Genomic DNA, 12,569 nt, shown 5'->3' on the forward strand with positions numbered 1-12,569 from the left:
TTATTTCCTCTCTTGGGTGGGAGACCCCACCACCGCGACGCGTCGGGATGACGGCGTGCGGACATCTGTGTTCTGGTTTGCGACGACGCCGCGTGGTACGACCAACTTCTGCAACACCGCGAAGATTCCCTCGCTGAGCAGCGCGAGCGCGATCACGAGCAGTGACCCGGCGAGCATCTGGGAGTAGTCGTTGGATTTGAGGCCGACGAAGATGAAGCGCCCGAGGCCGCCGGCACCCACGTAGTCGGCGAGGGTCGCCGTCGCGATGACCTGGAGTGTCGCCGAACGGAGCCCTCCGATCAGCAGCGGCAGGCCGAGCGGAACCTCGACCTTGCGCACGATCTGCCCCTCCGTCATGCCCACGGCCCGAGCGGAGTCGATCGTGCGGCGATCGATCGCCTCGAACCCCGAGTAGGCGCCGGCCAGGATCGGCGGGACCGCCAGCACCACCAGCGCGATGATGGGGGCCTCCACGCCGATTCCGAGCCAGAGCGCGACGATGATGAGCAGGCCGAGGGTGGGCAGCGCCCGGAATCCCCCGGTCAGGCTCACGGCCAGGCTGCGACCGCGACCCGTGTGCCCGATGAGGTACCCCAGTGGGATCGCGATGACGCTCGCGATGACGAGAACGACCAGGCTGATCGTGAGGTGTTGCACGAGACGGATCGGGATGCCGTTCGGTCCCCCGAGATGGGCCGGATCGAAGATCCAGGCGAAGGCGTCGATGAGCAGATTCACGATGCGGCCGCCTCTGCGGTGAGCCGCGAGCGGCGCGTGGAGGAGGGTCGGGTCGCACGCGCCCACGGCATGAGAAGCCGACCGAGGAGCACCAGTGCCGCGTCGATCAGCAGCGCGAGCGCGATGGTGGCCACCATGCCGGCGAGCACCTCTGCCACGATGTTGCGCTGCAATCCGTCGGTGAAGAGCAGCCCGAGGCTCTTGATACCGAGGACCGCACCGACCGTGACCAGGCTGACGGTACTGACCGCCACCACGCGGATGCCCGCGAGAAGCACCGGACCCGCCAACGGCAGATCGACCCTCCAGAAGCGCGTCCACGGCGAGAATCCCATCGCGGTGGCGGACTGGCTGATGTCCGACGACACCGAGCCGAGGGCATCCGACGTCGTGCGGACCATCAGCGCGATGCCGTAGAGGGTGAGCGCCACGACGACGTTGATCGAATCCCTCGCGCCCGTTCCCAGGACGATCGGGAGAACGATGAGGAGCGGCAGAGAGGGGATCGCGTAGAGCAGGCCGAGCACCGTGAGCAGCACTCCGCGGCTGAGCCGGTAGCGGTTCGCCACCCAGCCGAGCGGAACAGAGAGGACGAAGCTCAGAACGATGGGCGGGATGCTGAGTGCGAGGTGCTCGAGAGTGCGCTGTCCGATGAGGGGCAGGTTCTCGATGATCCAGTTCATGCCGGCTCGTCCTCGAGGGGCCTCGGGTCGCCGCCGGACGGGGCACCGTCGACCAGGACTCCGGCAGCGCGGCCCTCGCTGTCGAGCACCACGTCACGCCCGTCGCGCCGGTCGATGTGCAGCGCCCTCTTGCCCTTGGTCGCTCCGATGAAGTCGGCCACGAAGTCGTTGGCCGGAGCCGTGAGGATCTCGGTCGGCGAGCCCTTCTGCACGATGACGCCGCCCTTCTGCAGGATGACCACCTGGTCGCCCAGCAGGAATGCCTCATCGATGTCGTGTGTGACGAAGACGACCGTCTTGTCGAGCTCGCGCTGCAGCCGGATGAGTTCTTGCTGGAGCTCTGCGCGCACGAGCGGGTCGACCGCGCCGAACGGCTCGTCCATCAGCAGGATGTTCGGGTCGGCCGCCAGTCCACGGGCGACGCCCACGCGCTGCTGCTGACCACCCGAGAGCTGGCTCGGGTAGCGGTTCGCAAGGGAGCGATCCAGACCGACCGTGTCGAGGAGTTCGAGGGCCCGGGCATGAGCCTCCCGCTTCGGAACCCCGTTCAGAAGGGGGACGGTGGCGACGTTGTCGACCACCTTGCGATGAGGCAGCAGCCCGGAGTTCTGCATCACGTAGCCGATGCGACGACGGAGCTTCACCTTGTCGAGACCGACGATGTCTTCGCCGTCGATCTCGATCGAGCCGGATGACCGGTCGATCATGCGGTTGATCATGCGCAGGATAGTGGTCTTGCCACAGCCGGAGGACCCGACGAAGACCGTGGTCTTGCGCGACGGGATCACGAGGCTGAAGTCCTCGACGGCCAGCGTGCCGTCAGGAAAACGCTTCGAGACCTGACGGAATTCGATCATGTCATGGCCCGTTCGTCTGGCGCGCACGAGTGCGCGCGTGTGACCTCAGCCAAACATGCAACGCCCCAATCGGCAAAGCATGCGAGCCGGGAATGACGAATTGTGTCCGGCAGGCTAAGGTGCACCCGGCCCGGGTCAGGCCAGCGGCGTGGCGCTCTCGTCGTTGCGGGTGAGATAGTCGCGAACGACCCGCTCGCACTCGTCGATGATCGTGTCGTCTCCCGTGCCGCCGAGCATGAATGCACGGACCAGCAGCGCGTCGATCATGGTGACGGCGACCTCGAGGCGCGTCAGGAACGCGGCCTCGTTCGAGACGCCGTACTTCTCGATCAGCACGTCGTGCAGATTCTGAGCGACGCGACGCGTCTTGATGCGCGACACGTCGGTCTCGGGCGACGAGACCAGGTCGCCGAGTCTGATCGATGTGAAGCCCACCTCGCTGCGGTGCATGGCGACCGAAGAGCCGATCGAGACGACGACCGCGTCGATCCAGCTCGAGGGGGTCTTCTCGGCGATGTCGGCTTCGAACTGCCGCAGGAACCGCTCGATGCTGCGGGCTCCCAGTGCCGTCAAGACCGCGATGCGGTCGGGAAAGTAGCGGTAGACGGTTCCGATGGAGGCCTCGGCTCGGTCTGCGACGAGGGCCGTGGTGAGTCGTTCGATTCCCACCTCGTCGACGACGGCGGCCGCCGCGTCGAGCAGAGCGGCGATGCGATCGGAGCTGCGAGCCTGAATGGGTTCGTTGCGCACCTGCACGGCGTCGGCGCGGATTTCCTCGGTGACGTTGTTCACAGGCACGGCGCCGATCCTTTCATCAGGGATGTGCTGACCATCTTAGTTGCGCGAGGGCGGCAGAATAGAGAACATGTGTGGTCGTTTCGTCGTGTCCCGTGCTGCAGGCGACCTGGTCGCCCTCTTCGATGTCGATGTCGAAGGCGCCGACTTACCCGAGCCATCGTGGAACGTGGCACCGACCCAGCGCGTCCCGGTGATCATCGATGCCGTCAATCGTGCTGCCGCGACCGACGAGGACGCACCCGCCGTGCTGAGGCGGCTGGAGTCGGCCCGCTGGGGACTCGTGCCCGGGTTCGCGACCGAGCCGACAGCATCCGCGCCTCTCTTCAACGCCCGCATCGAGACGGCGGCAGAGAAGCCGGCCTTCCGCGAGGCCGTCGCCGCGCGCCGTGCCGCCATACCGGCGTCGGGATACTACGAGTGGTTGATTGCGCCCGACGGCAGCAAGAGCCCGCAGTTCGTCTCAGCCGGCGACGACGAGCCGATCCTCTTCGCCGGGCTGTACGAGTGGTGGCGCAATCCTGCGGTCGCCGCCGACGATCCCGCTCGTTGGCTGCTCTCGACCACCATCCTGACTCGAGCCGGAGCGGGGCCGCTGGCCTCGCTGCACGAGCGGATGCCCGTGTTCCTCGAGCCTGGACTCATGGAGGACTGGCTCGACCCGCGCACCACCGGAGACGCGGGACTGCTCGCCGACATCTCGCTGGCCGCCGAAGAGCTCGCCGACGACATGGTGTTCCACACGGTCGGGACCGCTGTCGGCACGGTCGGCAACGACTCGCCCGAACTGGTCATGCCGGTCGACTGACGGCGAGGCAAATCGGATGCGTGCGACACTGGGGTGTGCGGAAATCGGATAAGCCCCTCTCGGCCAAGCAGGGCGCCGAAGTCATCATTCACCGTGCGGCCCGCATCGAAGACGCGGTGCACGAGTTCCGCCAGAAGCGCGCACAGGCCAGCGGCAAGGTGCCCACGGTCATCCCGTTCACGGGATACGGGTCGACCACCTGGGTCAGGGTCCTCGCCCGGGTGCTGCTGACGACCCCGCCCAGACCCGGATCGCGCGAAGACCGCAAGGCCCGCACGCAGCACGAGAGCGTTCGCGGGTGGAGGAGCTTCACCAGCGTCCCCTTCGGCAACGCCTCGGTCACGGTCGAGGCGGGCGGCGGGTCCCACACGGTGGCCGCCGATCGCGGCGGCGTCGTGGATGCGGTCATCGAGGTCGTACTCGAGCCCGGGTGGCAGACGGTCACCATCGGGATCGACGGCGGCCAGACGGTCGAGGCTCCGATCTTCGTCCTCGATCCCTCGTCTCGCTTCGGCGTCGTCAGCGACATCGACGACACCGTCATGGTTACGGCCTTGCCGCGGCCTCTACTGGCTGCCTGGAACACCTTCGTGCTCGATGAGCACGCACGGGTGCCCACGCCCGGCATGGCCGTGCTGCTCGAACGCCTCACGACTGAGAACCCCACCTCCCCCGTCATCTACCTCTCGACGGGCGCGTGGAACGTCGCGCCCACGCTCAGCCGCTTCCTCTCACGCAACCTCTACCCCGCAGGCCCTCTGCTTCTCACCGATTGGGGTCCGACGCACGATCGTTGGTTCCGCAGCGGGCGCGAGCACAAGCGAGAGAACCTGCGTCGCCTCGCACGCGAGTTCCCCGACGTGCGCTGGCTGCTCATCGGCGACGACGGGCAGCACGACGAAGAGATCTACGCGGACTTCGCCATCGACTTTCCCGAGAGCATCGCCGCGGTCGCCATCCGACAGCTCTCGCCGAGCGAGGCCGTTCTGGCCGGAGGCCGCTCGAACGACGAGGTGCACACCGAGCAGACCGGCGCGACGTGGGTCTACGCACCCGATGGCGCCGGCATCTCCGCCCAGCTCACCGAGGCCGGCATCCTCCAGCTTCCGCCGCGCTAGATCCAGCCGCGTTCCTGGGCGACGAACACGGCCTGCTGACGAGTATCGACGGCGAGCTTCGCGAGCACGGCCGATACGTGATTGCGCACCGTTCCGGGCGCGAGCTTCAGCTGCCGGGCGATCTGGGCGGTCGTCTCGCCCCGACGGCCGACGCGCAAGACGTCGAGCTCTCGATCGGTGAGCGGGCAGCGTTCGTCGCTCAACGCGTCGGCCGCCATCTCCGGGTCGACGTACCGGGCTCCCGCCATCACCCGCCGGATGACCGCGGCAACTTCTCCGGCATCCCGCGACTTGGGCAGAAAGCCGGCCACTCCGGCCGCGAGCGCACGCCTCAGCACGCCGGGGCGCGCATGACGGGTGACCACCACGCACCGCGCGCTGACCGTGCGCCGAAGCCGCTCGGCGACCTCGACTCCATCGAGGCCGGGCATCTCGAGGTCGAGAAGGCACACATCGGGCTTCAGCCGCTCGGCCTCGGCGACGGCCTCCTCGCCGTCGGCGCATTCGGCGATCACGTCGATGTCGCCCTCGAGGCGCAGCAGGGCCGCGAGGGCGGAGCGGATCATCGCCTCGTCGTCGGCGAGAAGCACCCGGATCATGCTCGCACCGCCCGGTTGTCCGGAACCGTGACGACCACGCAGAACTCTCCATCGTCTGTCGTCACGGTCAGGGAACCACCGGCCGCGCCCACGCGCCGAGCGATGCCGTCGAGCCCTGATCCGCGGTTGTCGGCGACGATCATCGGTTTGGATTCCGCGGTGTCGTTTCGGATCTCGTAGCGCCACTGCTCGCCGCCACGGGTGAGGGCCAGCGCGGCCCGTCGTCCGCCGCCGTGACGGAGCACGTTCGTCGTCGTCTCACGGATGACGGGTGCGAAGACCGAGGCAGGAGCATCGGCCGCATCCGGTGAGACACGCGAGTCTGCCGCCATGCCCGCCGCACGGAGGAGGTCTCGGGCATTCGCCAGCTCGTCGGGCAGGGGCACGGAGCGGAACCTCGTGGCGAGGTCCCTGGTTCCCTGGCGTGCCTCGTCGACGCTCACTCGCGCCGCGCGCAGCTGCTGCAGCGCGGCATCCCGGTCATCGGGCAGCAGGCGCTCGGCCAACTCCAGCTGCAGGGCGATCACCTGCAGATGATGACCCTGCAGGTCGTGCACGTCTGTCGCGACGCTCAAGCGTTCCTCCGCGGCGGCAAGGCGCGACTCGGAGATCCGGGCGCGGTCGAGCGCGATGAGGACGTCCCACCACCAGAGCGAGAACACCGTCATCAACGGAAGAACGCTCGTGTAGAAGCCGAACACGAAGTAGTCGCCGCCTCCCGGCCCCGCGAAGGCGCCATTGACGTCGAGCCCCCAGAGACACACCAGCAGCACCGTGACGACGATCACCAGGCGCAGGCGCACGGGGCGCGGCCAGTCGAGCAGCTGCAGAGACTGCGCCAGCGGCAGCGCGAGCATCAACCAGAGACCGCTCACCGAGAAGACGACGGCGCCGGCGGCCACAGCCACCAGCAGCGGCACGAGAACAGAGCGGCCGGGCAGGCTCGTCGTCTCACCCGTGCGATGCCGATAGGTGCGCACCAGCGGCAGGGTCGAGGCGATCCAGATCAGTCCCGCAGCCGAGACCACGAGCAGTGTCGCCGCCTGCTCTCCTCTCTGGATCAGCGTCGCCACCCAGATCAGCACGATGACGACCTCGAAGAACACGACCGCAGACGCCGTGTACCACCAGGTGGCGACGACTCCCCGCGCCGTCGTCGAGCCCGGTCGCCCGGTCGTATCGGATGCGCGGCGAGAGTCTGCGGGATGCGTCACGTCCACCACCATAGGCGCGTGACAGATGTCACGGCCGCGGCGGGCATAAGACCCGACAGGAGGTGACAGACCGACACTGTCGGAGGGGGCAGCTCGTGCGCTGGGCTTGACCATGACACCGGCACCGTCGATCCGGGTGCCGCCACACGAGAAGGAGTCACACCATGGACCTCATCCCCCGCTTCCAGGATCTGGTCGCCCAGGTTCCGGAGTTCGTTCAACCGCTGATCGTCGCCCTGGCAGGCGCCGTGCCCTTCATCGAAGGCGAGGGGGCCGCCGTTATCGGCGTCATCGGCGGAGTGCATCCCGTGGCCGCCGTGCTGGCGGGTATCGCCGGCAACTTCCTTTGCGTACTCGTGCTCGTGACGCTGAGCTCGAGAACACGCTCGGCGATCGTGAGCCACCGAAGAAGCAGGGCCGAGGCCCGCGACGTGACCCTGGTCGGCGCCGGCCCCGGGGCGCATGACGAGAGCGCAGACGAGAACGCAGACGTGGATGCACCGGAGTCGGGCCGAAAGACGGCTCGCTGGGTGAAATTCCAGCGCGCGCTCGACCGCTACGGCGTTCCCGGAGTCAGTCTGCTCGGGCCTCTGCTGCTGCCGACGCAGTTCACGGCGACGATGCTCACCGCGTCGGGAGTGGCCGCGCGACGCGTGCTGTTCTGGCAGGGTCTCGCCATCATCGGGTGGACGACCCTTCTCGGCGTCGTCGTCGGCGGTGTCGTGCACACCGTCGCATAGTCGCGCTCGCACGCCACGCCGGGGCGAGTGGCGGATGTCGGTGCCGGTTCGTACACTTCGAATATAGAAGATATATTCGAATGTCTCCCGATTGGAGAGCGGCCATGAACATCGAAGAACCCGTCACCGTCGAGCTGTCCGACGACGGCTCTCCCCTGAGATTCGAGTGGCGCGGGGTGCATTACGGAGTCATCAGCGCACCCGAACGCTGGTTCGCGCGACGACCCTGGTGGCTGCTCGACGGCAGGGCCTCTCTCGGCACGGGCGAGGCCTTGATCGATCGTGAGATGTGGCGCGTCGATGCCGTGCCGCTCACCGCCGGTATGCCGCGCCGCGACGGCACGTTCGATCTCGCCCTGCGCTCTGCGCCGGGCGAGTGGCACATGTCCCGCGCCTTCGACGATGTCCTCGACACGCAGCTCTTCGCCTGACGCCGATGCCCCGATTCACCCACCTGCATGTCGCCTCGGCCTACTCCTCGCACTTCGGAACATCCCAGCCCGAGGCGTTGGTCGCTTCCGCTGTGAGCGACGGCGCCGAGGTCGCGGCCATCACCGATCGCGACGGCCTCTACGGCGCCATCCGGCATGTGCGGGCCTGCATAGCCGCGGGCATCGACGCGGTCGTGGGCGTCGACCTGGCTCTGCTGCCAGAGAGATCGGCGCGAGCCTCGACCCCGGGCAGGCAGGCCGATTCCCCGGCTCCCCCGTCCTCGACGCCGGCCCGCATCACGGTCCTGGCGCACGGCCACAACTCCGGAGAGGGATGGGCTGCACTCTGTCGGCTGATCAGTGCCGCCCACAGCCCTGCAGGCGACGGCATGCCGCGGCGTCCGAACGATGTCGGCATTCAGCGCTCCCGTCCCAGCGGGTTCCTCATCGGGGAGTCCGGCCCGGTCGCGACGGTACTGCTCGGCCCTGATTCCGACGTCGCGCAGGCGGTAGCCGCGGCAGATCTCTCACTCGCGGCATCCATGCTGGCCGAATGGAAGAGACTGCTGCCCGGCGCGATCGCGGTCGAGGTGGTGTGCCACCTCACCGAACCGGGCGAGCGCGCGAGCATCCGCCACGCCGCGCGCATGCTCGAACTCGCCGACAGCGTCGGTGTGCCGGCCGTGCTCAGCAACGCCGTGCGTTACCTCAGACCCGACGACGCGGTCACGGGCGATGTGCTCGACGCGGCCGACAGACTCCGCCCCCTCGGCGCATTCCAGCCTCAACCCAACGCCCAGGCCTGGCTCAAGTCGGCCGATGCCATGAGGCGACTCGCTTTTCTCATCGTCGACCACTCTGCGCTGCCCCGATCGGCAGCCGAGCAGCTGCTCTCGAGCACAGAGCGCCTGGCAGACACCTGCCGACTCGACCCGCGTGAGGACCTCGCCTGGCGGCGACCCAAGCTTCCCTCGCAAACGGTCCTCGGCATCGAGGGCGACCCGCTCGTCGAGCTGCGTCGACGAAGCGAATCCGGCCTCCTCGAGCGCTATGCCGATGCACGATCGAGCGAGGTCGAGTCGCTGAAGACCCGCCTCGACACAGAGATCGACACGATCGGCCGATTCGGCTTCGCCAGCTATTTCCTCACCGTCGCGGAGGTGTCGTCGCTCATGCGCTCCATGAACGTGCGCAACCAGGCGCGCGGCTCCGGAGCCGGAAGCCTGGTGAACTTCGCACTGCGCATCTCCAACGTCGATCCGATCCGACACGATCTGCTGTTCGAACGCTTCCTCGGCAACAAGAGATCGACTCTGCCCGACATCGATATCGACGTCGAATCGGCCAGGCGGCACGACATCTATCGGGCGATCTTCGAGCGTTTCGGCCAGAACCGGGTGAGCCTCATGTCGATGCAGAACACCTACAGGGCCCGCGGCGCCGCGCGCGATGCCGGACTCGCCCTGGGGCTCGACGACGCCCAGATCGATCTCGTCGCCACCAACCTCTGGCGGTTCAACGCGCGTGACTTTCGTCGGGTGCTCGATGAGAAGCCCGAACTCCGCGAGATCGCCGCCCTGGTCAAGAACGATGCCCAGATCGACATGCTCGTCGATCTCACCGAACGACTCGACCGCCTTCCCCGGCACATCAGCATGCATCCGTGCGGCGTCATCCTCGGCAACGACGAGCTTCTCAACACCACACCCGTGCAACCCAGTGGCATGGGCCTGCCCATGAGCCAGTACGACAAGCACGACATGGATGACGCGGGGTTGCTGAAGCTCGACGTCCTCGGTGTGCGCATGCAGAGCACGCTGGCCTATGCGGTGTCCGAGATCCACCGTGTTCACGGTCGTCGCACGGCCCACGCGGGCGGCCTGCCCGTCGACGCGCGCTACGTCAGCGCAGACGGCATCATCGAACTCGACGAGATTCCCCTCGACGACGAAGCGACCTTCGAGGCGATCCGCACCACCCGCACCCTCGGCATGTTCCAGATCGAGAGTCCCGGCCAACGCGAACTGATCGGCAAGATGCAGCCCACCGAGTTCGAAGACCTCATCGCCGACATCTCGTTGTTCCGCCCCGGCCCGATGAAGGGCAACATGGTGGCGCCCTTCCTCGACACGAAGCACGGCTTCGCCCAACCTCAGTATCTGCACCCGACGTTCCGGCCCTTCCTCGAAAGCACCTACGGCGTCGTCATCTACCACGAGCAGATCCTGCGCATCTTCGCGGCCTGCATGAACGTCTCGCTCGCCGAAGGCGACGAGATGAGACGAACGATCGACGACCCAGAGGCTCGTGTCGAAGAGCGATTCCGTCAACAGACCGCAGCGAACGTCGATAGCGACGGCGCGCGCATCTACGACGACCAGGCCATCGAGCGCATCTGGGCCGTGCTCAAAGGATTCGGCTCGTTCGGCTTCTGCAAGGCCCACGGAGCAGCGTTCGCCCTGCCGACGTTCCAAAGCGCCTGGCTGAAGACGCACTACCCGGCCGAGTTCGTGGCCGCTCTGCTCACCCACGACCCCGGCATGTACCCTAAACGGCTGCTGCTCGCCGAGGCCCGACGCATGGGTGTGCCGATCCTGCCGCTCGACGTCAGCGCCTCTCGCGAGGTCTACACGGTCGAGCGCATCGAGCCGCCCCGATCGCACGGGGTGCTCGCCGATCCCGACGACGTGATCCTCGGCATCCGCCTCTCGCTCAGCGACGTGCATGGAATCACCGCGGCCGAACTCGAGCGAATCCTCGAGAACCAGCCCTACGTCGGCATCGGCGACTTCTACCAGCGTGCCGCGCCGTCACGCGCCCTGCTCACCCGGCTGGGCCTGGTCGGCGCTCTCGACTCACTGGCCGCGCCCGGTGAGGCCGTGGGTGATGCAGCTGCATCGCGCGGCGATGTGATGGCGCGAGTGCGCGAGCTGATCGCGAGGGGCAAGCGTCCCGCGACCCGGCACATCCAGCCGACCCTGCCCATCTTCGTCGACGACCGAGAACAGCTGACCGAGCTCGCTGAGCCGCCGAGCATGATCGAGCGGGTGGCGACCGAACTCGATGTGCTGCAGATGGAGATCAGCGAACACGTGATCGAGAGCTACCGTCCCCTGCTCGACGAGCTCGGCGTCCTGCCTGCGAGCGAGCTTCTCAACTGCTGGAACGGCACGACCGTGCTGGTGGCGGGAATCCGCGTCGCGACCCAGACTCCCCCGATGCGCAGCGGCAAACGAGTGGTGTTCATCAGCCTCGACGACGGCTCGGGGTGCTCGGACTCCACATTCTTCGAGGAGGCCCAAGACCGGGCCGGACCTCTGCTCTTCGGAACGAAGCTCATGGTGATCCAGGGAAAGACGCGGCGAACGGGAGAACGCGGAATCTCGATCGAGGCGAGCAACGCCTGGGATCTGAAGGCGCTGTGGGCGCAGTGGCAGCAGACGCAGCAGCGTCAGGCGCGTGAGGCATCGTGAACCCCGGAGTCGATGACCGCCGAGTCATGAGGCCTCGTCGGCAATCCGCACGGGGGTACGCGAACGAACAACCCTCGACATGACTGATTCCGACGCGGCTGGCCCCGCCTCCATCCAGCCCTACGCTCCGTATGGCCTCGATGCCGTGCCCGCACAGGCCGAGCTCGTGGTCGACACCATCGAGACCGAGCTCGGCCCGATCCGCGTGCATCGATCGCCGACCCGAACCGCATCGACCGCGATCCTTCTGCTGCACGGAGCGGCCGGAAGCTGGACGACCTGGACGCCGTTGCTCGCTGCGGCTCGCGCCGCCGGCGAACCGCTCACCGATGTGGTGGCCGTCGACCTGCCCGGGTGGGGTGACTCGCCCGGCCCCCGCATCCGGTCGCGTCTCACCCTCGACTCGCTGGCCGACGTGATGTGGCAGGTCGTCACCCACCTCGGATACACCCGAGCCGACATCACGGGCCATTCACTGGGGGCCTTCATCGCCCTGCACCTCGCATCGATCCGACCGGCGCACGTCGAGGCCGTGCGCCTCGTCTCGGCGACCACCTTCTCGGTGCTGGCGAGCGTCGAGCATCCGCTGCGATCGTTCGGCGCCGTTCCCGGGTTCACTCTTCTACTCGGCGTGTTCCGTCTGCTCCGGATGGGCGGGGATCGGGGCGTCGGGCTGGTACACGCCGTGCAGAAGATCGGACTGCTGCGCCTCGCCGTCAGCCCGCTCTTCCGGCACCCGCTGCGCGTACCCCGCTCGGTCGTCGATGCTCTGGCACTCGAGGTTCGCCCCGACAGCTTCGTCCGCGCCGCCGAAGCGACCCGCGGATACGATCCGGCCAAACGCTGGGCGAGCATCCGGTGCGCCGTCTGGGCTGTTCGAGGCGACGCCGACTCGTTCGTTCCCTCTCGAGACCTCACCGGACTGCTCCGCGCGATACCCTCGCCACGCTGGCGGAGATCGGCGATTGCGGCCACTTCGCCCATGTCGAGCGTCCGCGAGAGACGCTCGAAGCGCTCGGATTCCTGACGCCCCGACGATCCCCGCTCAGAAACGACGAAGCCGCCGCCCGGTGATTCCGGACGACGGCTTCGATACGCGGAGGACCCGCGGAA

At 67.6% G+C, this 12,569-nt stretch carries 12 protein-coding genes; 6 read left to right on the forward strand and 6 right to left on the reverse strand.

Going from position 1 to position 12,569, the window contains the following annotated elements; genetic code table 11:
- The 4 genes from ASE64_RS00405 to ASE64_RS00420 all read right to left on the reverse strand — a co-directional run bounded on the left by ASE64_RS00405 (position 1) and on the right by ASE64_RS00420 (position 3,076).
- Entirely contained in the window at positions 1-738 is a 738-nt protein-coding gene (locus ASE64_RS00405) for an ABC transporter permease (RefSeq protein ID WP_055777172.1), read from the reverse strand.
- Complete coding sequence (locus tag ASE64_RS00410; protein WP_055774416.1) at positions 735-1,421, reverse strand: ABC transporter permease; 687 nt, start codon at positions 1,419-1,421, stop codon at positions 735-737. The genes ASE64_RS00405 and ASE64_RS00410 overlap by 4 nt, the downstream gene beginning before the upstream one ends.
- Entirely contained in the window at positions 1,418-2,278 is an 861-nt protein-coding gene (locus ASE64_RS00415; protein WP_055774418.1) for an ABC transporter ATP-binding protein, read from the reverse strand. Before ASE64_RS00415 ends, ASE64_RS00410 begins: the two co-directional genes overlap by 4 nt.
- A 135-nt stretch (positions 2,279-2,413) precedes the next feature.
- Positions 2,414-3,076, reverse strand: a complete 663-nt coding sequence (locus ASE64_RS00420) for a TetR/AcrR family transcriptional regulator (RefSeq protein WP_162234528.1) — start codon at positions 3,074-3,076, stop codon at positions 2,414-2,416.
- Between the two features lie 67 nt (positions 3,077-3,143).
- Here ASE64_RS00420 and ASE64_RS00425 point away from each other — a divergent pair, with 67 nt between their 5' ends.
- A complete protein-coding gene (locus ASE64_RS00425) occupies positions 3,144-3,881 on the forward strand; it encodes an SOS response-associated peptidase (RefSeq protein ID WP_055774424.1) in 738 nt (245 codons plus the stop codon).
- A 35-nt stretch (positions 3,882-3,916) separates the two neighbouring features.
- Positions 3,917-4,999, forward strand: a complete 1,083-nt coding sequence (locus ASE64_RS00430) for an App1 family protein (protein ID WP_055774427.1) — start codon at positions 3,917-3,919, stop codon at positions 4,997-4,999.
- Here ASE64_RS00430 and ASE64_RS00435 read toward each other — a convergent pair.
- Together ASE64_RS00435 and ASE64_RS00440 are read right to left on the reverse strand one after the other, a co-directional pair.
- Positions 4,996-5,598 carry a response regulator transcription factor gene (locus ASE64_RS00435; protein ID WP_055774428.1) on the reverse strand — a complete coding sequence of 201 codons (603 nt, stop codon included), beginning with the start codon at positions 5,596-5,598 and terminating at the stop codon, positions 4,996-4,998. The two genes, ASE64_RS00430 and ASE64_RS00435, sit on opposite strands and share 4 nt — an antisense overlap.
- Positions 5,595-6,812, reverse strand: coding sequence for a sensor histidine kinase (locus ASE64_RS00440; protein ID WP_055777175.1), 1,218 nt, complete (start codon positions 6,810-6,812; stop codon positions 5,595-5,597). Before ASE64_RS00440 ends, ASE64_RS00435 begins: the two co-directional genes overlap by 4 nt.
- A gap of 164 nt (positions 6,813-6,976) precedes the next feature.
- On the opposite strand from ASE64_RS00440, the gene ASE64_RS00445 reads away from it, so the two are divergent.
- From ASE64_RS00445 to ASE64_RS00460, 4 genes are all read left to right on the forward strand, one after another.
- Entirely contained in the window at positions 6,977-7,552 is a 576-nt protein-coding gene (locus ASE64_RS00445; RefSeq protein WP_055774431.1) for a hypothetical protein, read from the forward strand.
- A 104-nt stretch (positions 7,553-7,656) separates the two neighbouring features.
- On the forward strand, positions 7,657-7,983 hold the full coding sequence (locus tag ASE64_RS00450) for a DUF6504 family protein (RefSeq protein WP_055774433.1): 327 nt from the start codon (positions 7,657-7,659) through the stop codon (positions 7,981-7,983).
- 5 nt (positions 7,984-7,988) lie between these two features.
- Positions 7,989-11,456, forward strand: a complete 3,468-nt coding sequence (locus ASE64_RS00455) for a DNA polymerase III subunit alpha (protein ID WP_055774436.1) — start codon at positions 7,989-7,991, stop codon at positions 11,454-11,456.
- Between the two features lie 79 nt (positions 11,457-11,535).
- Positions 11,536-12,483 (forward strand): alpha/beta fold hydrolase, encoded by a 948-nt coding sequence (locus ASE64_RS00460; protein WP_235480430.1) that lies wholly within the window; start codon positions 11,536-11,538, stop codon positions 12,481-12,483.
- Positions 12,484-12,569: the final 86 nt, after the last annotated feature.

Source organism: Agreia sp. Leaf210 (assembly GCF_001421485.1).
Classification (GTDB): Bacteria; Actinomycetota; Actinomycetes; order Actinomycetales; family Microbacteriaceae; genus Agreia.

Excerpts from the sequence above, each read along its gene's own strand:
- ASE64_RS00410 (WP_055774416.1), bottom strand. The coding sequence starts at position 1,421 with ATGAACTGGATCATCGAGAACCTGCCCCTCATCGGACAGCGCACTCTC.
- ASE64_RS00415 (WP_055774418.1), bottom strand. The coding sequence starts at position 2,278 with ATGATCGAATTCCGTCAGGTCTCGAAGCGTTTTCCTGACGGCACGCTG.
- ASE64_RS00425 (WP_055774424.1), top strand. The coding sequence starts at position 3,144 with ATGTGTGGTCGTTTCGTCGTGTCCCGTGCTGCAGGCGACCTGGTCGCC.
- ASE64_RS00435 (WP_055774428.1), bottom strand. The coding sequence starts at position 5,598 with ATGATCCGGGTGCTTCTCGCCGACGACGAGGCGATGATCCGCTCCGCC.
- ASE64_RS00445 (WP_055774431.1), top strand. The coding sequence starts at position 6,977 with ATGGACCTCATCCCCCGCTTCCAGGATCTGGTCGCCCAGGTTCCGGAG.
- ASE64_RS00450 (WP_055774433.1), top strand. The coding sequence starts at position 7,657 with ATGAACATCGAAGAACCCGTCACCGTCGAGCTGTCCGACGACGGCTCT.
- ASE64_RS00455 (WP_055774436.1), top strand. The coding sequence starts at position 7,989 with ATGCCCCGATTCACCCACCTGCATGTCGCCTCGGCCTACTCCTCGCAC.
- ASE64_RS00460 (WP_235480430.1), top strand. The coding sequence starts at position 11,536 with ATGACTGATTCCGACGCGGCTGGCCCCGCCTCCATCCAGCCCTACGCT.